20 protein-coding genes, 1 tRNA gene and 1 pseudogene are annotated in these 21,213 nt (G+C 71.9%); 8 read left to right on the top strand and 14 right to left on the bottom strand.

The window, feature by feature from the left end; translation table 11 throughout:
* Window positions 1-99 precede the first annotated feature (99 nt).
* Window positions 100-1,071 (top strand): NADP-dependent oxidoreductase, encoded by a 972-nt coding sequence (locus ACQ86L_RS17475; protein WP_434316549.1) that lies wholly within the window; start codon window positions 100-102, stop codon window positions 1,069-1,071.
* On the opposite strand, the gene ACQ86L_RS17470 is transcribed toward ACQ86L_RS17475, so the two are convergent.
* The 8 genes and pseudogenes from ACQ86L_RS17470 to ACQ86L_RS17435 all read right to left on the bottom strand — a co-directional run bounded on the left by ACQ86L_RS17470 (window position 1,052) and on the right by ACQ86L_RS17435 (window position 6,402).
* Window positions 1,052-1,603, bottom strand: a complete 552-nt coding sequence (locus tag ACQ86L_RS17470; protein WP_434316548.1) for a GNAT family N-acetyltransferase — start codon at window positions 1,601-1,603, stop codon at window positions 1,052-1,054. The genes ACQ86L_RS17475 and ACQ86L_RS17470 overlap by 20 nt on opposite strands.
* A gap of 112 nt (window positions 1,604-1,715) precedes the next feature.
* Window positions 1,716-2,405 carry a 50S ribosomal protein L1 gene (gene rplA / locus ACQ86L_RS17465; protein ID WP_185278481.1) on the bottom strand — a complete coding sequence of 230 codons (690 nt, stop codon included), beginning with the start codon at window positions 2,403-2,405 and terminating at the stop codon, window positions 1,716-1,718.
* A gap of 79 nt (window positions 2,406-2,484) precedes the next feature.
* Window positions 2,485-2,916 carry a 50S ribosomal protein L11 gene (gene rplK / locus ACQ86L_RS17460; RefSeq protein WP_345837119.1) on the bottom strand — a complete coding sequence of 144 codons (432 nt, stop codon included), beginning with the start codon at window positions 2,914-2,916 and terminating at the stop codon, window positions 2,485-2,487.
* A gap of 122 nt (window positions 2,917-3,038) precedes the next feature.
* Window positions 3,039-3,959 carry a transcription termination/antitermination protein NusG gene (nusG, locus tag ACQ86L_RS17455; RefSeq protein ID WP_434316547.1) on the bottom strand — a complete coding sequence of 307 codons (921 nt, stop codon included), beginning with the start codon at window positions 3,957-3,959 and terminating at the stop codon, window positions 3,039-3,041.
* A 54-nt stretch (window positions 3,960-4,013) separates the two neighbouring features.
* Window positions 4,014-4,286, bottom strand: coding sequence for a preprotein translocase subunit SecE (secE, locus tag ACQ86L_RS17450; RefSeq protein WP_185278484.1), 273 nt, complete (start codon window positions 4,284-4,286; stop codon window positions 4,014-4,016).
* A 43-nt stretch (window positions 4,287-4,329) separates the two neighbouring features.
* Window positions 4,330-4,402 (bottom strand) — tRNA-Trp (locus ACQ86L_RS17445).
* A 122-nt stretch (window positions 4,403-4,524) separates the two neighbouring features.
* Window positions 4,525-5,195 (bottom strand): annotated as a pseudogene (locus ACQ86L_RS17440) (LuxR C-terminal-related transcriptional regulator).
* Window positions 5,196-5,199: 4 nt separating this feature from the next.
* Window positions 5,200-6,402: an ATP-binding protein gene (locus ACQ86L_RS17435; RefSeq protein ID WP_434316546.1), complete on the bottom strand. Its 1,203-nt coding sequence runs from the start codon at window positions 6,400-6,402 to the stop codon at window positions 5,200-5,202.
* A gap of 57 nt (window positions 6,403-6,459) precedes the next feature.
* Here ACQ86L_RS17435 and ACQ86L_RS17430 point away from each other — a divergent pair, with 57 nt between their 5' ends.
* From ACQ86L_RS17430 to ACQ86L_RS17420, 3 genes are all read left to right on the top strand, one after another.
* A complete protein-coding gene (locus tag ACQ86L_RS17430; RefSeq protein WP_434316545.1) occupies window positions 6,460-8,028 on the top strand; it encodes a PspC domain-containing protein in 1,569 nt (522 codons plus the stop codon).
* Window positions 8,025-8,573, top strand: a complete 549-nt coding sequence (locus tag ACQ86L_RS17425; RefSeq protein ID WP_434316544.1) for a hypothetical protein — start codon at window positions 8,025-8,027, stop codon at window positions 8,571-8,573. Before ACQ86L_RS17430 ends, ACQ86L_RS17425 begins: the two co-directional genes overlap by 4 nt.
* Before the next feature lie 457 nt (window positions 8,574-9,030).
* Window positions 9,031-9,945: a nucleotidyltransferase family protein gene (locus ACQ86L_RS17420; RefSeq protein ID WP_434316543.1), complete on the top strand. Its 915-nt coding sequence runs from the start codon at window positions 9,031-9,033 to the stop codon at window positions 9,943-9,945.
* A gap of 18 nt (window positions 9,946-9,963) precedes the next feature.
* Here the strand turns inward: ACQ86L_RS17420 and ACQ86L_RS17415 are convergent, their stop codons facing one another.
* The 3 genes from ACQ86L_RS17415 to ACQ86L_RS17405 are packed head-to-tail and all read right to left on the bottom strand — an operon-like array spanning window position 9,964 to window position 13,051.
* Window positions 9,964-11,367 (bottom strand): sugar transferase, encoded by a 1,404-nt coding sequence (locus tag ACQ86L_RS17415; RefSeq protein WP_434316542.1) that lies wholly within the window; start codon window positions 11,365-11,367, stop codon window positions 9,964-9,966.
* Window positions 11,367-12,473: an LCP family protein gene (locus tag ACQ86L_RS17410; protein ID WP_434316541.1), complete on the bottom strand. Its 1,107-nt coding sequence runs from the start codon at window positions 12,471-12,473 to the stop codon at window positions 11,367-11,369. The genes ACQ86L_RS17415 and ACQ86L_RS17410 overlap by 1 nt, the downstream gene beginning before the upstream one ends.
* The gene (locus tag ACQ86L_RS17405) at window positions 12,470-13,051 is read right to left on the bottom strand and encodes a low molecular weight phosphatase family protein (protein ID WP_434316540.1); all 582 of its coding nucleotides are present in this window, start codon (window positions 13,049-13,051) and stop codon (window positions 12,470-12,472) included. Before ACQ86L_RS17405 ends, ACQ86L_RS17410 begins: the two co-directional genes overlap by 4 nt.
* Window positions 13,052-13,311: 260 nt before the next feature.
* Between ACQ86L_RS17405 and ACQ86L_RS17400 the strand changes: the two genes are divergently transcribed.
* Genes ACQ86L_RS17400 through ACQ86L_RS17390 form a run of 3 tightly spaced genes read left to right on the top strand, consistent with a single transcriptional unit; the run spans window position 13,312 to window position 16,335 of the window.
* Window positions 13,312-14,424 (top strand): hypothetical protein, encoded by a 1,113-nt coding sequence (locus ACQ86L_RS17400; RefSeq protein ID WP_434316539.1) that lies wholly within the window; start codon window positions 13,312-13,314, stop codon window positions 14,422-14,424.
* Entirely contained in the window at window positions 14,421-14,780 is a 360-nt protein-coding gene (locus ACQ86L_RS17395; protein WP_434316538.1) for a PqqD family protein, read from the top strand. Before ACQ86L_RS17400 ends, ACQ86L_RS17395 begins: the two co-directional genes overlap by 4 nt.
* Window position 14,781: 1 nt before the next feature.
* Window positions 14,782-16,335 (top strand): polysaccharide biosynthesis tyrosine autokinase, encoded by a 1,554-nt coding sequence (locus ACQ86L_RS17390; RefSeq protein ID WP_434316537.1) that lies wholly within the window; start codon window positions 14,782-14,784, stop codon window positions 16,333-16,335.
* 16 nt (window positions 16,336-16,351) lie between these two features.
* Here the strand turns inward: ACQ86L_RS17390 and ACQ86L_RS17385 are convergent, their stop codons facing one another.
* Genes ACQ86L_RS17385 through ACQ86L_RS17375 form a run of 3 tightly spaced genes read right to left on the bottom strand, consistent with a single transcriptional unit; the run spans window position 16,352 to window position 18,874 of the window.
* Window positions 16,352-17,614: an O-antigen ligase family protein gene (locus ACQ86L_RS17385; protein ID WP_434316536.1), complete on the bottom strand. Its 1,263-nt coding sequence runs from the start codon at window positions 17,612-17,614 to the stop codon at window positions 16,352-16,354.
* The gene (locus ACQ86L_RS17380; protein WP_434316535.1) at window positions 17,611-18,690 is read right to left on the bottom strand and encodes a glycosyltransferase; all 1,080 of its coding nucleotides are present in this window, start codon (window positions 18,688-18,690) and stop codon (window positions 17,611-17,613) included. Before ACQ86L_RS17380 ends, ACQ86L_RS17385 begins: the two co-directional genes overlap by 4 nt.
* A gap of 10 nt (window positions 18,691-18,700) precedes the next feature.
* Complete coding sequence (locus ACQ86L_RS17375) at window positions 18,701-18,874, bottom strand: hypothetical protein (RefSeq protein WP_434316534.1); 174 nt, start codon at window positions 18,872-18,874, stop codon at window positions 18,701-18,703.
* 210 nt (window positions 18,875-19,084) lie between these two features.
* Between ACQ86L_RS17375 and ACQ86L_RS17370 the strand changes: the two genes are divergently transcribed.
* A complete protein-coding gene (locus ACQ86L_RS17370) occupies window positions 19,085-21,202 on the top strand; it encodes a RecQ family ATP-dependent DNA helicase (protein WP_434316533.1) in 2,118 nt (705 codons plus the stop codon).
* The last annotated feature ends 11 nt before the right edge of the window (window positions 21,203-21,213 follow it).

Genomic DNA, 21,213 nt, shown 5'->3' with positions numbered 1-21,213 from the left:
TTCACACACGGTGACCCGCCCGAAACACCCGCGACCCCTCCGCGCGTTTGACTGGGGAGCAGCCGCACCGATCGCGGCGACGCGACGAGGGGATCACGAATGCCGAACACGATGCGCGCCGCGCTCCTCGACGCGGCGGGCGACCCGGACGCCCTCCGCATCGGCGAGGCCCCGACCCCCGACCGGGTGAACGCGGAGTTCCTGGTCAAGGTCGTCGCGGCCGGCGTCAGCCCGCTCGATGCGTCCACCCGCTCCGGCAGCGGCGTGTTCGGCGCCATCCACAGCTTCCCGGCCGTGCTCGGTCACGACTTCAGCGGCGTGGTCGTGGAGTCGCCGTTCGCCGCGCATCCGCTCCGCCCGGGCGACGAGGTCTTCGGGATGGTGATGGTCCCCCGGTTCGGCGGCAGCTACGCCGAATACGTCTCCGTGCCCAGCGTGAGCCTCGTCCGCAAGCCGGCGACACTCTCCCACATCGAGGCAGCGGCGGCCCCGCACGCGGCGCTGACGGCGTGGGGGATGGTGGTGGAGCTGGCCAAGGCGCACGAGGGCCAGCGCGTTCTCGTGCACGCGGGCACCGGCGCCGTCGGGCACTTCGCCATCCAGTTCGCCGCCTACTTCGGCGCCCACGTGATCGCCACGACGCCGAGCACGAACCACGCCTGGCTGCGCTCGCTCGGCGCCGCCGAGGTGGTGGACGAGGACGCGACCGGCTACGACCCCACCCGGCTCGGCGACACCGTCGACGTCGTGATCGACCCGGCGCCGGACCCGGAGCGCGCGACCCGCGCGCTCGCCCTCATCCGGCCGGGCGGCCTCCTCGTGCTGCACGTCCCCGCCGGCGTCGACCCAGGGCTGGCGGAGGCAGCCGACGCCGCGGGAGTGCGTGTCACCGGCTACACCGGGTCGCCGGACGGGAGCACGCTCGCCGTCATCGCCCGCCTGCTGGAGACCGGGAGCGTCCGCGTGCACGTCGACCGGATCTTCCCGCTGGACGAGATCGCGGAGGCCCACTGGGCGCTCGAGCACGAGCACACCAAGGGCGCGATCGTGCTCAAGGTCGCGGAGGGCTGACCAGCTCGCGCTCCATCACCCAGTCGTCCTCCAGCCGGTCCCCGACCAGGAAGCGCTTGGAGCCGACCCGCTCGAAGCCGTGCTTGCCGTAGAAACGCTGGGCGCGCGCGTTCTCCTCGTTGACGCCCAGCCAGATCCCCGCGGCGCCGGCCTCCGCGGTCACCGCCAGACTGGCCTCCATCAGCCGGCCGGCGACGCCCTCGCCGTGGTGACCGGGGAGGACGTAGCACTTGCTGAGCTCGGCGGTCGGGCGCACCCGGACAGCGGCCCGCACGTCGGCGTCGGCCGGCTCGCCGAGGTTCACCATCGTGTAGCCGATCACGGCCCCCTCGTCGTCCTCCGCGACGAGCAGCCTCCGCGCCGGGTCCACCGTGTACTCGCCGAACCGCTCCGCCGACAGCACCTCCGCGATGAAGGCGGCCTTGGCCTCGTCCGTGGTGTGCGGCGGGCACGCGAGCGGGAAGGTCACGGCGGCGACGGCCGCGAGGGCCTGGGCGTCGGCGGCGGTCGCAGCACGGATCACAACACTCATCCCGCTACCCTATCCACGCCTCCACCAACGCCGAAGGGCACGTTGTTGTCACTTTCCAAGCGGAAAAGCGACAACAACGTGCCCCTCGAAACGCAGTTCAGGCGCGCTGGGATCAGATCGCGTTGACGTCCAGCGGGATGCCGGGGCCGAACGTGGTCGACACGGCGCCCTTCTGGATGTAGCGGCCCTTCGCGGCGGACGGCTTGAGCCGGACGACCTCGTCGAGGGCGGCCTTGATGTTCTCGTCGAGCTGCTCGGCGGTGAAGCCGGCCTTGCCGACCACGAAGTGGACGTTGGCGTGCTTGTCGACGCGGAACTCGATCTTTCCGCCCTTGATGTCGGAGACGGCCTTCGCGACATCCGGGGTGACCGTGCCGGTCTTCGGGTTCGGCATCAGGCCGCGCGGGCCGAGCACCTTGCCGAGACGGCCGACCTGGCCCATGAGCTCCGGGGTGGAGACGGCCGAGTCGAAGTCGGTGTAACCGCCGGCGACCTTCTCGATCAGGTCGCTGCCGCCGACCTCGTCGGCGCCCGCGGCGATCGCGGCCTCAGCGGCCGGGCCGGTCGCGAACACGATGACGCGCGCGGTCTTGCCGGTACCGTGAGGAAGAATGACGGTACCGCGGACCATCTGGTCCGCCTTGCGCGGGTCCACACCGAGCTTCAGCGCGACCTCGACGGTCGAGTTGAACTTGGCGGAACCGGTCTCCTTCGCGAGGGTGACGGCCTCGGTGGGGGTGTAGAACTTGCCGGCCTCGATCTTGTCGGCCGCGGCCCGGTAGGCCTTGGACTTCTGTGCCATGAGATTTCTCCTAACGAGAATGTGGTGCGAGCCTGGCGGCTCTGCCACGGTGATGTCTGGGGTGACGGGGAGGTCGGGCTTACGCCTCGACCGTGATGCCCATCGAACGGGCGGTGCCTGCGATGATCTTCGACGCCGCGTCGATGTCGTTGGCGTTGAGGTCGACCATCTTCTGCTCGGCGATCTCGCGCACCTGGGCCTGGGTCAGCTTGCCGACCTTGGTGGTGTGCGGCACGCCGGAGCCCTTGGGGACGCCCGCGGCCTTCTTGATCAGCTCAGCGGCCGGCGGGGTCTTGAGGATGAACGTGAACGAACGGTCCTCGTAGACGGTGATCTCGACGGGGATGACGTTGCCGCGCTGGGCCTCGGTCGCCGCGTTGTACGCCTTGCAGAACTCCATGATGTTCACGCCGTGCTGACCCAGGGCCGGGCCGATCGGCGGGGCCGGGTTGGCGGCGCCGGCCTTGATCTGAAGCTTGATCAGACCGGTGACCTTCTTCTTCGGTGCCATGTCTCTTCCTTCTTTGTGTATTCGAGCACGTGGGCTTCACGCCCGCGTCGCTCTCCCGGTTTCTCGGCCCTTCCGAGACCCGGTGTCATGTGAAAACTGGGGGATGCCCTGAATGATTCCCGTCAGAGCTTCGTGACCTGGTCGAAGCTGAGCTCGACCGGGGTCTCGCGCTCGAAGAGCGACACGAGCACGGTGAGCTTGCCGCTCTCCGGCTTGATCTCGCTGATCGAGCCAGGCAGACCCGCGAACGAGCCCTCCTTGATGGTGATGGTCTCGCCGATCTCGAAGTCGACCTCGGCCGGGATGACGCGCGCGGCGGCCTTCTGGCCCTTCGCGGCGCCCTTGGCCGGGGCCCGCTCGACCTGCACGAGGCTCTTGAGCATCGAGAAGGCCTCTTCGAACCGCAGCGGGGTCGGGTTGTGGGCGTTGCCGACGAAGCCGGTGACACCGGGGGTGTGGCGGACGACGGACCAGCTGTCCTCGTTGAGGTCCATGCGCACCAGCACGTAGCCGGGGATGCGCACGCGGTTGACCATCTTGCGCTGGCCGTTCTTGATCTCGACCACGTCCTCCATCGGGACCTGGACCTCGAAGATGAAGTCCTCCATGTTCATGGAGACCATGCGGTTCTCGATGTTGGACTTCACGCGGCGCTCGAAGCCGGCGTACGAGTGGATGACGTACCACTTGCCGAACTTGGCGCGCAGCTCGGCGCGGAACTCCTCGTACGGGTCGCTCGCGGCCTCGTCCTCGTCCTCGACGGCCTCCTGGGCCGCTTCGGCCTCCTCGGAGGAGTCGACCTCGAGGGCCTCGTCGACGGCGCGGTCGGCCTCGGGGTCGACGGCCTCGGCCATCGCGTCGAGGACCGCGTCCAGGTCGATCTCGGTGCCGTCCTCGGCGACGATGTGCAGCGCCTCGTGCTCGGCGGGGTCGGACGACTCCTCGTCGCGCTCCAGGACGTTGCCCGTCTGCGCCTCGTCGTCTTCGGAGGACTGCTCGGCAGCGGTCGCCCAGTCGACGTCGTCGCGGTTCGTCTCAGACACTGAATTCATTCCATTTCTGTCGGTATGGCCGTGCGGCCGGTCGGGAAGGGCGGATTACTTCGGATTCCCGAAGACCCACACGACACCGAGACCGAACACCCAGTCGAGCAGGGACACGATCGCCATCATGATCACCACGAAGACGAGCACGACGCCGGTGTAGCTCAGGAGCTCCTTGCGCGTCGGCGTGACGACCTTCTTGAGCTCGCCGATGACCTGCCGGATGAACAGGGCGATCCGCGCGAAGGGGTTGCGCCTCGCAGCGCGCTCCTTCTTGGCGTTGGCGACGACTTCCTCGCTCGGTTCGTCGATTACCTTTCGGGCCACCTCGTTACACCTTTCGTGGACCGGCATCCGGGATGCCGGTTTGCAGGGCGGACAGGAATCGAACCTGCAACCTGCGGTTTTGGAGACCGCTGCTCTGCCAATTGAGCTACCGCCCTAGGGATCGTGAACCCAGTAACCCTCCTGGCATTCGCGAAAATAGGCGCAGAAAAGCTTGGCGGATTCAACCACCGCCACCAAGTGTACGGGACGCCACACCCCCTCGCAAAAACGCGCCCGGTCAGAGCAGCTTGCGCTCCAAGGCCCACGCCGTGAGCTCGTGACGTGAGGAGAGCTGGAGTTTGCGCAGCACGGCGGAGACGTGCGTCTCGACGGTCTTGACCGAGATGAACAGCTCGGCCGCGACCTCCTTGTAAGCGTACCCGCGAGCGATCAGCCGCATGACCTCCCGCTCGCGCGCCGAGAGCCGGTCGAGCTCGTCGGTGCTCTCGGCCTGCTCCCCGCCGCCGCGCCGAACGCGTCGAGCACGAAGCCCGCGAGCTTCGGTGAGAAGACGGCGTCGCCGCCCGCGACCGCGACGACCGCGTCGCTGACCTGACGGCCGGAGCTGCCCTTGGTGAGGTAGCCGCGGGCTCCGCCGCGGATGACGCCGACGACGTCCTCCGCCGCGTCGGAGACGCTGAGCGCGAGGAAGCGCGTGCGCTGGTGCTCGGCGGCGGTGCGCCGGAGCACCTCCGCGCCGCCGCCGCCCGCGCCGCCCGGCAGGTGCACGTCGAGCAGCACGACGTCCGGGTGCGTGCGCACGATCGCCTCCACGGCGCCGTCGACGTCCTGCGCCTCCGCCACGACGCGGAGGCGGTCGTCCAGGTCGGAGCGCAGGCCCGAGCGGAAGATCGAGTGGTCGTCGACGATCACGACCGTGATCGCGCCGGCAGCTGTGTCGTCGGTCATGGTCTCATTCTCGCTCGGCGGGCAGTTCGACGGTCAGGTGGATCTCGGTCCCGGTGTCCCGCGAGGTGACCGTGGCGTGGCCTCCCGCCCGTCGCATCCGGCCGACGATCGACTCGCGCACGCCCAGCCGGCCCTCCGGAAGCGCGGCGATGTCGAAGCCGGGGCCGCGGTCGCGGACGAACACGTCGGCCGTCCCGGTGCCGGACTCCACGTAGACGGAGACGTCGCCGCCTGCATGTCTGGCCGCGTTCAGCATCGCCTCGCGCGCGGCGGCCGCCAGCTCGGCGGGCGCGCGCAGCACGGGCTCGCCGACGCTCACGACGTCGAAGTGGACGGCGTGGTCGACCTCCAGGGCCGCCGCCACCTCACGGAGCTCCGTCGCGAGGTCGGAGTCCTCCGGCGCGACACCGTCCGCGCCCTCCGCGTAGAGCCAGTCGCGCAGCTCGCGCTCCTGGGCGCGCGCGATCCGGCCGACCTCGCTGGAGGCTCCCGCCCGGTTCTGGATGAGGGCGAGCGTCTGCAGCACCGAGTCGTGGAGGTGCGCGGCCATCTCGGCGCGCTGCTCCTCCCGCACGCGCGCCGTCCGCTCTGCGATCAGCTCGCGCCAGAGCCGCAGCGCCCACGGGGCGACCAGGACGGCCGCGCCCGCGAAGGTGGCGCCGATGATGGCGAGCCAGAGGTATCCCGACGAGCGCCCGGCCTGCATCCCGCTGAGCACGAGGGCCAGCGTGACGAGGAAGCCGCCCGCGGCGAGACGGAACGTCGCGGGCGCGAGCGGGAACGGGGCGACGCTCTGGTCGTCCACGAGCTGATCCCAGATGACGGCGGCCACCACCAGCAGGACCGAGGTCAGCACGGCGCCGAACGCGGACCCCTGCGCATCGGCGGCGACCATCACGATGGCGGCCACCCCGGCGGCGGCGCCGACCCCCTCGAGCACCCACGGGACGTTCACCCGGCGGGTGACCCGCTCGTCCGGATCGTCCGGGGTCGCCGCGCGCAGCGGCGTCAGCGCCCAGAGCCAGAGATAGAACAGCACACCGGCACCGCCGATCAGGGCCGTGCCGACGAAGATCCAGCGCACCGCGACGACCGGCCAGCAGAGGTGGTCGGCCAGCGCCACGCTCACCCCGCCGACGAGGCAGTCGCGCGGGCGCGCGAGCGGAGGGCGCGGGATGCGCCCTCGGGTGGCGGGAGTGGAGGCCATACCTCGAATCCAAGCAGACCCGGTCCGTCCCGCACAGCGCGATCGGCGGGAATCAGGGTGCGGTCAGGGTGTCCCCCGATAGCGACCGGGCGCCGCCGCGCGCCACGATCGGGTCATGGTGAACGACAGCACGACCCCTCCCCGTCGGACGGCTCCGCGGACGGCACGGCCTCCGGCGGCCGGCAGGCTCCCTACGGCGGCCCGCAGACCGGTCTCTCCGGGCGCGGCACCCGCTTCTTCGACTGGATGCGCAGCCTCGGCGTCACGCGCACCGACGGCTGGATCGGCGGCGTCTGCGCGGGCATCGCGTACCGCATCGGGATCGATCCCCTCATCGTCCGCGGCATCCTGGTCGTGGCCGCGCTGCTCGGCGCGCCCGCCATCCTGTTCTACGCCCTCGCCTGGGCGCTGCTGCCGGACACGGACGGCCGCATCCACCTGCAGCGGCTCTTCGAGGGCGAGTTCGAGCCTCCGATGGTCGCCATCGGGGTGCTCGTGGTCCTGTCGCTCCTGCCGTGGTCGGAGGGGCTGTGGTGGTTCGGTCGGGATCCGGGCTGGGGTGACTCGGTCGGGCGGATCGTCTGGACGCTGATCGTCCTGGCGGCCGCAACGGCGCTGATCGTCTTCGCCGGACGCCAGGCCGACCGCCGGTCCTGGACCGCGAGCGCAGGAGGAACGGCGACCGCCGAGCAGACGCCTGCGCCCGGTGCGGGACCGTCCGCCGCCGCCACGCCCCTCGTCGCCACCGTCGCCGAGCCGAGCGCGCCTCCCGCGCCCGGCGCCGGCGCCGGCGAGCAGGAGGTCGCCGACTGGCGCACCCGTCAGGCGCAGTGGAAGGCCGAGCACGACGAGTGGAAGCAGCGGCTCTCCGAGGACATGCGCACCGTGAAGGCGCAGCGCTCGGCCCAGCTCCGGGCGCAGGCGGCCGCGGCGAACGCCGACGCGGAGGCCCGGCGTGTGGCCTACCGCGCGGCGAACCCGCGGGTCGGCGCAGCGATCGGCTGGCTGTCGGTGGGGCTGGCGCTCGTCGCCGGCTCCCTCGCGGGGGCGCTCTGGGGACCCCTCACCGGCCTGCCCGGTTACGCCCTGACGGCCTCCCTCGCCGCGGCGACCCTGGTGTTCGGGATCACGATCCTGATCGCGGGGATCGCGCGCCGCGGAAGCGGCTTCCTGATCTTCCTCGGCATCCTGCTCGCGGCGCTCACCGTGCTGGCCGCGCTGCTGCCGACGTCCCCGGCGGTCCGCCTCGACGCGAGCGTCACGACGGGGAACACCCTCTCGGCGACCCCGGCCGGGAGCGCGAACTACCTCCAGGCCGTCGGCGACACGACGATCGACCTCACGAAGGCCGTGACGGCATCCGGCACGCCCGTGGTGAACCTCGCCAAAGGCCCTGGGCCGACCACGGTGATCGTCCCCGTGGACGCCACGATCCGCGTGGAGGCGGCGACGGTCTCCTCCGTGACGGTCACGGACCCCTCGGGCGGCGACCAGGTGCACCGCTGCGACCCCGGACCGTTCGGGGGCTGCTCCACGGACATCGTGGTCGGACCGGCCGGGACCCCGGAGGCCATCGTCCGCGTCGCGCAGCTCGACGCGGTCCACGTCGAGCGAGTCCAGAAGTGAACGAGAGCGAGAACGAGATGCCCACGAACGCCGACCAGCCGACCGACGACGTGAACGCGCAGACCCCCGGAAACGCACCGACGGCCACACCGGCCGCCGGGTCCGAGGAGGCAGAGACCCTGGTGATCCCGACCGCGCCCGACACGGCGGAGGCCGACACGCTCGTGATCCCGGCAGCGGAGCCGAGTGGCGCCTCGACTGCGTCCGACACGGCGACCGCGCCCACGACTCCGGCCGCCGCCCCCGCCGAGCCCTGGCTCGCCGATGCCGCCTACACGTTCCCGGCCCGCCCGCTGCCCTCCGGGCCGCCGCCGGTGCGCTGGGGCGGGATCGTCTGGGGCATCCTGATCATCCTGGTCGCCGCCACCGTCCTGGTGGTCGTCTCCTCGCCGGTGCGCCTCGCCGGCGTCACCGTGTGGCTCGCGACGCTCTCGCCCGGCGGCGCCGTCGCCGTCTGGATCGCGGCACTCGGGATCGTCATCGTCGTCTCTGCGCTGCTCGGCGCGATCAGCGCCGCCCAGCGCAACCGCCGCCGCCGGGTCTGACCGCCGAGAGACGGTGCCGGCCGCTCAACCCGAATAAGCCGGCCGGCACCGGGGCGGACCTCGTCGCGCACTGGGACGCAGCGACGCTCGGCCACCCACTGGCGGCGCGGCTCCGGGTACCCGTACCGGAAGCGGCGACCGCAGGATTCCAGTAACGCGGACGCAGAAGCGCCCGACCCCGGCCGGCCCCGGAATCCCGCGGCGACGGCTCATCAGGATCACCTGAGCGGTCACCTCGCACATCGGAAATCCCGGAAGGCCGCGGGAGACCGGCACACCCGGACCCGTGGTCCGCGGCCGCCGGCGTCGCGCGGGTCCGGTGACTATGGGTGGTGAACAGCCGCGGGCGGCCCCGTCCCGGCGCGCGGTCGCCGCGGATTCCCGGGCGACTCGGGACGCGACCGGCCGCGACGGCAGACCCTCACGATCGCCGAGCGGCAGACCTGGAGTGAAAAGCATGGTGAAACCGGCCACCGCCCCGCCCGTCCCTCCGAGCATCCCCGACCCGACGCTGCTGCTCACTGCCGCCGTCTCCCGGCTGGCCGCCACGATCGGCGTCCGGCTGATCGTGATCAAAGGGATCGCCGCGGACCAGTACGGGCTCCGCCCCGCCCACATCAGCAGCGATGTCGACGTGCTCGTCTCCCACGACGACTACGGCCGCCTCCTCGCCGAGCTCGAGGAGCGCGGCTGGCGCCGGAGGGCGCACGACCCGGACACGGACACCTTCCCCGTGCACAGCGCGAGCATGTACCACCCGGAGTGGGCCGCGGACATCGACGTCCACTTCCGCTACCCGGGCCTGGAGGTCGAGGGCGAGGTCTTCGGGCCGATCTGGGCGCAGCGTACGACCATGTGGTGCGGCAACCAGCCGGTCTGCATCCCGGGGCTCGTCGATGCGATCCTGATCGGCGCCGTCCACGCGATCCGGTCGCGCTTCTCCCGGCGGCACCGCGTGGAGCTCGACTTCCTCGTCGGACGCTGCTCGGAGATGGACGTCACCCTCCTCCTCGAACGCGCGGAGCAGCTCGGCGCGCTCGCCACGGCGCGGCCGTTCCTGGAGCGGCTGAAACCCTTCGACGCGGAGTACGACTGGGGCGAGGCCTCCGCCGAGTGGCAACTGCTTACGGGGATCCCCGACCCCTCCCAGCGGCGGGCACTGCTGTGGAAGCAGGCGACGCCGCGCGAGCGCCTCACCAAGCTCCGCCTCGCGCTCTTCCCGCCGGCCTCCGCGTTGGTGAAGGAGACCACAGTGACGACGCTCGGTCCCGCCCAGCTCGCCGGCCGTTACCTCCGCCGCTGGGGCCGCGGAGCCAAGGCCCTCCCGAAGGCGCTCGCCGTGCTGCGCGCGAGCGGGCGGCGGCGCCCCTGAGGCCGCGCGCGGCCGGTGTCAGTACGCCCCATTCGGGCGCAGCACGACGCGGACCGTCTGGAACAGGATCTGGACGTCGCCTGCCAGTGACCAGTTCTCCACGTAGAAGAGGTCGAGCCGCACGCCCTGCTCCCAGGACAGATCGGAGCGCCCGCTCACCTGCCAGAGCCCGGTCATCCCCGGCTTGACGATGAGCCTGCGGTGGCTGTCCCTGTCGTACTCCGCCACCTCGGACGGCAGCCCCGGCCGTGGCCCGACGAGGCTCATCTCGCCCTTGAGGACGTTCCAGAGCTGCGGCAGCTCGTCGATCGACGTGCGGCGCAGGAACCGGCCGACACGGGTGACGCGCGGATCGTCCTTGATCTTGAACAGCGGCCCCGCGCCCTCGTTCCTGTGCTGCAGGTCCGCGACCTCCTCCTCCGCGTTGACCCGCATGGTGCGGAGCTTCACGATGCCGAAGGCGGCGCCGTCGCGGCCGACCCGCGACTGCCGGAAGAAGGCGGGCCCCGGGCTGTCGAGCCGGATCACGATGACGCAGACGAGGATGATCGGAAGGAGCAGCGTCAGCGCCACGGAGCTCAGGACGATGTCGAACACGCGCTTGGCCCGTCGCCGCGTGATCGAGCGATCGGCCGGCGCGACCTCGACGATGGGGAGCCGGTCGATCGGGAAGTACTCGGCGCGCGGCGCGGCGAGCTCCGGCACGTCGACGGAGAGCCAGACCACGGCGCCCACGCCCTCCACGTCCCAGAGCAGCTGGCGGACATTGGCGCCGTCGCGCTCCTCCGTCAGCACGATGATGTCGACACGATGCCGCTCGACCAGCTCGCGCAGATACGGGCCGCGCGCGTTCTCGATGCCGGTCGTCGCGACGACGTCGACCGCGACCCGCGCCGCCCGCTCCGCGAAGACCGCGGCGAGCTCCGCCACGCGTTCCGGTGTGCCGACGACGAGCGCGCGCCGGATGTAGCGACCGCGCGCGCGGTGCGCATAGATCCACCCCCGGCAGACGAAGCGCACGGCCAGCAGGCCGAGCAGGCCGGACGGCATGGCGAAGGCGAGGTAGGCGCGCGAGAGGTCGAGCTGAAGGACGAGGGAGGCGATCGCGAGGAGGGCCACGAGCCAGACGGTCGCGCGGATCGGGGGCGCGTACGACGGGCCGTTGAGCCGTTTCGGCCAGGACTCGTACCCGTTGAGCATCGCGACGATGGCGAGCCAGGTCAGCCCGATCAGGATCGAGACCATCACGTACGAGGTGTCGAGCGGCCCCAGCTGGAACGGGTCGTCGCGGCTCCCGAAGCGTGCGACATGCGCGGTGGCGAGGACGCCGCCGACGACGAGCGCGTCAGCCAGGACGAGTGTGCGGGCGGCGCGCAGCCGGCCGGCCAGCGTCTGCGGGCGTTGTGAATCGGTGCGGACCATCAGTTCCTTCCATCCCCGAGCGCGCCGCGCTTCAGCGTCGGTACGACGTCGTCGGCGACGAGCGCCTTTCTGAGGACCTCGACGCGCGCCTCGTCGACGCGCACGATCGACTGCCCGTCCGGCGAGGTCCCCGTCCCCGCGGTGGGCAGGGTGAGGGTGTGGATCGCGTCGGGGGCCAGGCCGCGGAAGCTGAGCGCGAGCGACGCGGCGACCGACGCGGTCAGCCCCTTGTCCACCGCCACATGCCGCGCGAGAGTGGTGATCGCGGACTGCGTCCTGCCCGGATCGCTCAGGGTCTGAGTGCTGATGAAGCCCTGGAGCATCCCGCGGACGAACGCCTGCTGGTTGCGGACGCGCTGATAGTCGGCGTCGGGGAAGGAGTACCGCTCTCGGACGAACGCGAGGGCGGCCGACCCCTCCAGCCGGTTCTCGCCCTTCTCGAAGCTGTAGCCGGGCATGTTCTTGGACGTGAACGCCTGGTCGGACCAGACCTTCACACCGCCGAGCGCCGTCGCGAGATCGCCGAACCCTCCGAAGTCGACGACCGCCACATGGTCGATCCGCGCGCCCAGGAGTCCCTCGACCGTCTGGACCGTCAGCGGCACGCCGCCCCAGCTGTAGGCGGCGTTGAGCTTGGCCTCGCCGTGGCCCGGGATCGGCACCCAGAGGTCGCGCATCAGCGAGACGACGACGACCCCGGAACGGTCCGCCGGGATGTGGACCAGCATGAGCGTGTCGGAGCGCTCGCCGGTCGCCCCGCCCGACAGCGGATCGCGGAGCCCGCTCCGGGAGTCCGATCCGATGAGCAGGAAGTTGGTCGCCCCCGCGACGGCCGGCGGACGCCCGGTCTCGTCCGGGAACGCGTCCGGGATGCGCTCGACCGTGTCGTCGAAGGACGACCCCAGCCAGAGGACGTACCCGCCGACGAGCGCCACCGGCAGCACGATCACGAGGACGGCCGCGGTGATCCAGATCCAGAGGCGTCGCCGCCGTCTGCGCTCGGATCGGCGCCGCCCCTGGCGGCGCGCGGACGCTTCGGGCGCGGACGCTTCGGGCGCGGATCCTCCGGGAAGCAAGGGGTCGTCGCCTCCGCCGGGCGCCGTCACGCGGAGGCCTGCCGGCCGGCCAGGATGTCGATCGCCGGGACGAGCCGACGCGCCATCGCGTCGAACGCCTCGTCCGGCTTGCCGTAGGGGTCGTCGATGTCGTCGTCCGCGCGCGGCGGAAGCAGCCCGTGACGGCGGGCGTCCACGGCGCGGCCGGTGAGCGCGCGCCACCGACCAGGATCGCCCGGGTCGCCGTCCCCGGCGAAGCCCTCGATCGCGCGTGCGAACTCCAGCAGCGTGAACGTCCGGGAGAAGGCGCCGGGGTCGAGCGCGGTGACCCGCGTGGCGTGCTCCTGGGTCAGCGCGAGGACGAGGTCGGCGCCGGCGATCGCCGCCTCCGTGAGCTGGGTGGCCACGAAACCGTCCGGATCGCCGCCGAAAGCGCGGACGCGCGGGCGCGTCTGCGATGAGATCGACCGCCCGACGACCGCGCGCGTGCCCGCGCTCCGGACGACCACGCCCTCCCCCGCTGCGCCGGTGGAGAGCGACAACCGGGCAGAGAGGAGCCGCTCGGCCATCGCCGAGCGGCAGATGTTGCCGGTGCACACGAACAGGACGGAGAACCCGCTCCCTGGCATATCAGGACTCCCCTCGGTCGGACGCGGATGCAGACGGACAGGATGACCCCGCCGACGTCGCCGCTCCGCGGGCAGGGAGGCGACGACGCACCTCCCCGATCCGTTCTTCACCCGAAGAATCGACCTCATCTCTGATTTCTCAGGTAAAACATCACCCGATCGGCCGCGGCGCCGACCGGGACGTCCGGGGGACTCCTCGGCCGCGCCCGCGCCGATACTGGTGTCTTTCCGCCCCGACCCGAATGCGCCCGAGGAGACCTATGCCCGCCGACCCGACCGGACCGCACGAGTACGGCCCGCACGCAGCGGAGGCCGGCTTCGTCGTCGGCGCCCTCGGTCGGGCAGTGCGCATCCGGATCAGCGGCGCGGGAGCCGGGACCCTCGCCCCGGTGTTCGCGGACGCATGGGCGCACCTGCTGCTCGACCCGAACGCCGAGACCGACCACGAACTCGTCCTCGACTCCCCCGCGGACACGCCGGACTCGATCGCCGCCGGCCTTGCCCAGGCCAGCGCCCTGATCACTCGCGCGCTCATCGACCTGAACGCGGGACAGGGGCTGCTGTTCCACGCGGCAGCGGCCGGCCGCGCCGACGGCCGCGCGATCCTCCTGGTCGGGCCGTCCGGGGCGGGGAAGACCACTGCCATCACCCGGCTCGCGGGCCCGCACAGCTATCTGACGGATGAGACGGCCCTCGTCCGAGCCGACGGCAGCGTCCTCCCCTACGCGAAGCCGCTCTCGGTCGAGCGGGGCGGCCCGGCCAAAGCGCAGCACGCTCCGTCGGAGCTGGGGCTGCCGGTCGCCGATGCCCGGCACGAGGTGGACCGGGTGATCGTCCTGAACCGGGAGGCGGGTGGTTCGCGGCAGCCGCGGTCCCGGCGCCTCGACGTGGTCGAGAGCCTGGAGGCGCTCGTCCCGCAGCTCTCGGCGCTGGAGCGGCACCCGAGCCCGCTCGGCGCCCTCGCGGGGCTGATCCGGCAGGTCGGCGGGATCGAGCTGCTCAGCTATGCCGACGTGGTCGACCTCGATCCGGCCTCCGGGCCACCCGCGTCACCGCGGCTGACCGACGAGGAGCTCGCATACTCGGCCGTCGACTGCGACCGCGACGAGGGGTCCGGGGCCGGCCTGATCCGCACGCGGCCCTCCGACGCCCTGGAGCTCGCCGACGTGCTCGTCCTCGCTCACGGAAGCGAGATCCGGGTGCTGGCCGGGGTCGCGAAGACGCTGTGGCTGGACGCCGGAGCCGCCCGGTCCGAGCAGGAGCTCCTGGACAGGCTGCGGGCGATCCACGGCGCAGAGCCGGGCGACGCCCTCGCTCTGCGCGGCGCGATCGACGTCCTCGTCGACGCGGGGGTGCTCGAGTGGCGGTCGTGAGGCGCGCCGTCACGACGGGTGACGTTGAGGATGAAACCTCCGCCCGCGTGCACCGTCATGCCCGCTCCGTCGTGTGGGTGGAGACGACGGCGGGCCGCTGGGCGGTGGCCGACATCTGCGATTTCCGCCAGTTCGTCCTCAACGGAACCTCTGGCCTGCTCTGGCGGTCGTTCGACGGGCACTCGACGGACGACGCGATCGTCGAACGCGTGCTCGACACCTATCCCGACCACCCGGAGTCGGCTCGCGGCGACTGCCGGGCGCTGATCGACGAGCTGCTGCGGCTCCGACTGCTCGAACCCACCCTCCCCCACCCCGACCACGAACAGGCCGCCGACGCCGGAATGGAGCTGTGAGATGACCTCGCCGACGGACACCACGGAGAACCAGTCGAAGGGCAGGGACCTGCGCGACTTCGTGCGGATGATCAGGCGCTACTGGCTCGGCGAGGCGATCATCGTGCTGGCGACGATCGGTCTCGTCGCGGGGTTCACCGCGCTGCAGCCCCGCGTCTACCAGTCCACCTCGACCGGCCTCACCCAGGCGGCGGCGGGTGAGAGCCTCTCGATGACCTTCGCGGGCGAGAGCCTCGCCAAGTCCCGTGCCGAGACGTACGTGCGTGTGGCCACGTCGGACGCGGTGGCCAAGCGCGCGCAGGAGATCCTCGGTACGGACCGCTCGGTCTCCGACCTGCTCGGGAGGATCACCGCCACCCTTCCGGCGGACACGGCCATCATCGAGATCACCGCGAGCGCGAGCAGCCCGGAGGGCGCCGCGAAGCTCGCCAACGCGTGGACCACCGCGCTCTCGGACCAGGTGAAGGCGCTGGAGTCGCCGGAGGGGTCGGTGGGCGATCCGCCCATCGCCTTCGTCTCCCTGGCGAACGCGCGCCCGCCGTATTTCCCGTCGTCGCCCAACATCCAGACGGCGCTCGTGCTCGCGCTGCTCGCGGGCTTCGCCCTCGCGCTGGTCTACGCCCTGCTCCGCCAGCACTTCGACCGCCGGATCCGGTCGGTCGACCAGATCGAGCGCCTCCTCGACGCCCCGGTGATCGGGACCGTCCCGGCCAGTCCGGCGCTCTCCGACCGCAAACGGATCGTCGAGCACGACGGCACGGCCGACTCGACACAGCTCTTCGCGATCTCCGAGTCCCTGCGCGAGCTGCGCACGAACCTGAGCTACATCGACGTCGACAACCCGCCGAAGGTCATCGTGGTGACCAGCTCGATCCCCGGTGAGGGCAAGTCGACGCTGACGGCGAACCTCGCCGACGCGATCGCCTCCGGCAACGCGAACGTCGTCATCATCGACTGCGACCTGCGCCGTCCGATGCAGTCCACCCTGTACAACCTGCGCGGCGGGGTCGGCCTCACCGATGTGCTGAGCGGCCGGGTCGCCCTCGGCGACGCCCTGCAGGCGCCGACCGCGAGCAGCCACCTGCGGGTGCTCGGCGCCGGCCGCGTTCCGCCGAACCCGAGCGAGCTGCTGGGCTCGCGGACGATGCGCGAGCTGATCGCCGCACTGTCCGGCGTCGCCACCGTGATCCTCGACGCGCCCCCGCTGCTCTCGGTGACGGACGCGGCCATCCTGGGCACCATCGCGGACGGCGTCGTGATCACGGTCGGCGCCAAGCAGGTCACCGCCGAGCAGCTCCAGAAGGCGTACCGCTCGGTCACGCGCGTCAACGGCAAGGTGCTGGGCGCCGTCCTCAACAAGATCCCGCCGAACGGTATCGACTCGCACGACTACGGGTACTACCGCAACGACTACTACACGTCGAACGACAACGTGGAGGTCGCGGCGAGCGATGCGGGCGCTGCGGAGAAGCAGGCGGGCGACGACGCGCCGAGAGGCGATGAGGACGCACCGACGCGCCGCTCGGCCCGCAAGGAGCTCCGCGCCGGTCGCTGAGCGCCGGGGTGTCGGGCTAGACGGCTCGCAGCGCGGGCACGTCATGCACCTGCGCGACGATGCCCGGGACGGGCTTGTCCGCGCGTGGGAGGGTGATCATCAGGCTGGTGATGACTCCCGCGTTCATCCAGGTGAACAGGTCGAACGAGAAGAACATCGCGAACAGCATCGCCAGCACCGCCTTGATGGTCCGGTCCGCGAAGCAGAAGGCGACGGTCCAGACGGCCAGGAGGACGCTCAGGCCGACGATTCCCGTGGTCCCCAGCGCATAGACGAGCATGTTGTCGACCGCACGGAGGAAGGTCTGCTGCATGAGGCCGCGATCATAGAGGATCGCCTCGCTTCCGAACCCGTTCCCGAACCACGCCTCCATCGGCGGGCGGCCCAGGAGCGCGCGGACGGATTCGAGCGCGCCGAGGCGGTGCGTCCACGACCCCGAGTCGAGCAGGTTGGCGACGATGGTCCCGATTCCGATGTCGATGTTCAGCAGCACGATGACGACCGCGCCGACACCGATCGCGGAACGCAGCCAGGTCATCAGCGAGCGGTTCAGAGCGACGTGCACCAGGAGTCCGACCGCGACGGCGGCGACAGCGCTGCGCGTCCCCGAGAGCGCGAGGCCGACGGTCGCGACCGTCAGGTTGACCAGCCTCCACGTCTGAGACCAGCGTGCCGGATTCGACCACGCGACGATCATCGCGATCCCGATGTACACGGCGAAGATGATGGGGTGCCCGAACGTGCCCTGGGCACGGGCGTAGATGTCGTTGGTGAACGGGTTGTACCGGATCATGCCCGTGTATCCCCAGATCGGTTCGGGCAGGACGAGGATCTCAACGAACGCCAGGCCGACCTGGACCGCGGCCAGACCGGCGATCGTGGCGTAGACCATCCGGAGCTCCGCCCGGTCGAGCGAGGAGGCGACGTACGCCGCCAGCGTCGCCAGACCGAAGTACAGCACGACGCGATTCGTGCCGTAGCTTGCGGTGAGCAGCACGCTCAGCGAGATGAATCCCCACCAGACGGTCACCGCCCAGAACCGGACACCCCCGGACGCGACGGCGCGCGAGCGGACCAGGGCGAGCACCAGGACGCCGATGGTGGCCATCGCGACGGGCGGACGCACGGAGTCGGGTGCGAAGTTCGCCAGCCCGAACGACGCGGCCACCACCGTGAACGACACCGCGACACCGCGGATCAGCCGCGGAGGCACCGCGATCATGAGGAGGACGACCGCCAGGATCGCGACCGCCCCGCCGAAGAGCAGCAGCGGGCTCACGAGCGGACGGCCGGTCCGTTGAGCCGCTGGTACGCCTCCAGCACCGGGCCGAAGACGCGCTCGGGGGACGCCTCGGTGTCGGCCCAGCGCTTGGCCTTCTCGACCGCGTCGGCGCGGGCCGCGGTGTCGTCCGCCGCCCGCGCGACGACGGCCGCGAACTCCGCGTCTGTGGCGTCGTCAGGGACTTCGTAGCCCCGGCCGTCGGCCAGGAGACCGTTCGCCGCCGACGCCGTCGCGACGACCGGGCGGCGGCGATCGAAGGCCTCCAGCACCGCGAGGGGCGTCCCCTCCCAGCGGGAGGTCATCAGCAGGAAGTGCGCGGCGTCCAGTCGCTCGGGGACATCGTCGATCTGGCCGGCGAAGTCGACCGGCGCGTTGAGCTCGGCCGCCGACGCGCGTGCGGCGTCGCGGAGCTCGCCGTCGCCGGCCCAGGTCGCCTCCACGGGTCGCCGGCTCGCGAGCTCCGCCACGACGCGGACGAAGCGCAGCGGGTCCTTCTGCGCGACCATCCGGCCGACCGCGAGCAGGCGCAGCGGCGAGGCGACCTCGTTCGGGACCGGGTCGGGCGCCCCGGCGCGCTGGGCGGGCACGTTTCCGACGATCACCACCCGGGCGGCCGGGCGGCCGGCGTCGACCACGACCATCTCGGCGACGGCGGGACCGACCGCGAAGACGACGCGGCTGCGGAACGACAGGACGCGCGGCCGCACGCTCGGCAGCCGCGTATGCGCGTGCTCCACCACCGGGATGCCGAGGAGCCGCCCGACGATGAGCGACTGCAGTGCCTCACGGCGCTGATGGGCGTGGAGGACGTCCGGCCGGGTCTGCCGTGCTGCGCGCAGCAGCCGCCTGGTCTGCGCGACGAACCCGCCCGTGTCGTGCTCGATGAAGCGCACGGGCGCCGCCAACCGGGAGACGGCCGAGCCTCCCCTCCCGAACACCGAGACCGCGACGCCCTTGTCCAGGGCCAGCCAGTTGGACAGGTCGACGACCACCTGCTGAGCTCCGCCATGCCCCATGCTGTCGACCACGTGCATCACGCGGAGCGGGCCGCGGCCCGGGGAGTCGGCTGTCACGGACGACGGCTCACCGCGACTCGATGACCTGGACGTCGCCGAGCGCCCTGCGGGCCATATCAAGGGCCTCACCGACGTTGCGCGCGTCCATCACGACGACCGCTGAGGTGCCGTTGGGGAGGCGGAGCCGCAGCTCGAACGGGCGGAGCGGAGCCTGTGCGCGAGTGCGGGTACGAGTGGACACCCTGAAACTGTAGGTGCGCGTTCGGCGCCGATCGGGAGCGATCCGCGCCGACTTCCCGGGCCGACGCCACCTTTTCATCTCCTCGATCACCCGACGTGGATGTCCGCTGCCGCTGCGAGAAAAGTCCTGCACAGCTCACCGATCCGGCGACCTTTCCACAAATTCTCCCCCACCGGTCGTAACGTCGGCACCGTCTGGAACGATGGCTGCATGAGCACCACAGACACCGTCCCCGAGGCCACCCGCGATCGAGCCCTGAGCCGCCTCCGGGCGCTCGTCGGCCGCCCCGACGCGGCGTTCCACGACGGGCAGTACGAGGCGGTGTCGGCCCTGGTCGACGATCACGCCAGGGCCCTGGTCGTCCAGCGCACCGGCTGGGGCAAGTCCGCGGTGTACTTCGTGGCGACGATGCTGCTGCGCGAGCAGGGCGCGGGGCCGACCATCCTCGTCTCGCCCCTCCTGGCCCTCATGCGCGATCAGGTGGAGGCCGCAGCGAGGGCGGGCGTGCGTGCGCTCTCGATCAACTCGGCCAACCGGCACGAATGGGACGACGTGGCCGCCCGCCTGCGCGACGACACCGTGGACGTCCTCCTCGTGTCGCCGGAGCGCCTGAACAACCCGGACTTCCGCGACCAGCAGCTCCCGGCCCTGGTCGAGCGCTGCGGGCTGCTCGTCATCGACGAGGCGCACTGCATCTCCGACTGGGGGCACGACTTCCGGCCCGACTACCGGCGGCTGCGCGACCTCGTCGCCGCGCTGCCGGAGGGCATCCCGGTGCTGGCGACGACCGCGACCGCGAATCAGCGGGTGGTCGCCGACGTCGAGGAACAGCTCGTCGGCGCGGCGCTCGCGGCGACGGTGCGCACCATCCGGGGGCCGCTGGCCCGCCGGTCGCTGCGGCTCGGCGTCCTCGCGCTCGAGGACGCGACGGCGCGCCTGGCCTGGCTCGCCGGCCATCTCGCCGACCTCCCCGGCAGCGGGATCGTCTACGCGCTCACCGTGTCGGCGGCGGACGACACCGCTCGTGTGCTGCGCCGGGCCGGCCACGATGTCGCCGCCTACACCGGGCAGACCGATCCGGCCGAGCGGGAGGAGCTGGAAGGGCGGCTGAAACGCAACGAGGTCAAGGCCCTCATCGCCACCAGCGCCCTCGGGATGGGCTTCGACAAGCCCGACCTGGGATTCGTGGTGCACCTCGGAGCGCCGTCCTCCCCCGTCGCGTACTACCAGCAGGTCGGCCGCGCCGGGCGCGCCACGGAGTCGGCGGACGTCCTGCTGCTGCCCGGTCCGGAGGACCGCGCGATCTGGCGGTACTTCGCGACGGCGGCCATGCCGACGGAGGAGAAGGCGACAGCCCTGCTCGGCGCGCTGAGCGAGCAGGTGCAGTCCACGCGGGTGCTGGAGAGCAGGGTCGACCTGCGCTCGTCCACCCTTGAGCTGCTGCTCAAGGTGCTCGACGTCGACGGCGCCGTGCGACGGGTGCCGGGCGGCTGGGTGTCGACGGGCCGGCCGTGGGAGTACGACCGCGAGCGCTACAAGCGGATCGCGGAGGCGCGTGAGGCCGAGCAGCGGGCGATGCTCGACTACGAGACCAGCGCCGGATGCCGCATGGAGTTCCTGCAGCGGCAGCTGGACGATCCCGACGCGGGCCCGTGCGGACGGTGCGACCGCTGCGCGGGCGAATGGTATCCGGCGGGAGTGGCCGCGGACGCGCGGCAGACGATCGCGGCGGAGCTCGACAGGGTCGGCGTCCCCGTCGAACCGCGCAAGCTGTGGCCGACCGGCGCCGACAGCCTCGGCGTGCCCGTGCGGGGCAAGATCGGCCCGGGCGAACAGGTCGAGCCCGGACGAGTGCTCGCGCGGCTCACCGACCTCGGCTGGGGCGGACGCCTCCGCCAGCTCCTCGACGCCGACGCTCCGGACGGCGAGTGCCCTCCGGAGATCTTGAAAGCGTGCGTGCAGGTGCTCGCCGACTGGGTCTGGGCGAGCCGCCCCGCCGCCGTGGTCGCCATGCCGTCGCGCGGCCGGCCGCGCTTCACCGAGAGCCTTGCGCGCGGGCTCGCCGAGGTCGGGCGGCTCCCCTACCTCGGCGCCCTCGCGCTCCGCGGCGGCGGCCCGTCGGGAGGTCCCGGCGGCAACAGCACCTACCGGCTCGCGGGGGTCTGGGACCGGTTCGACGCGTCGGGGCTCGACCTCCCGGGCGGTGCGCCGGTGCTGCTCGTGGACGACCTCATCGACAGCCGGTGGACCGTCACCGTGGCCGGGCGCGAGCTGCGCCGGGCAGGTGCGGGCGCCGTGCTGCCGTTCGCGGCGGCGCTACGGGCGTGATCGGCGTGCGG

It is taken from the genome of Leifsonia sp. P73 (assembly GCF_051059105.1).
GTDB lineage: Bacteria > Actinomycetota > Actinomycetes > Actinomycetales > Microbacteriaceae > Leifsonia.
The sequence above is the reverse complement of the archived record's forward strand: the minus strand, read 5'-3'. Positions and strand labels throughout refer to the sequence as shown.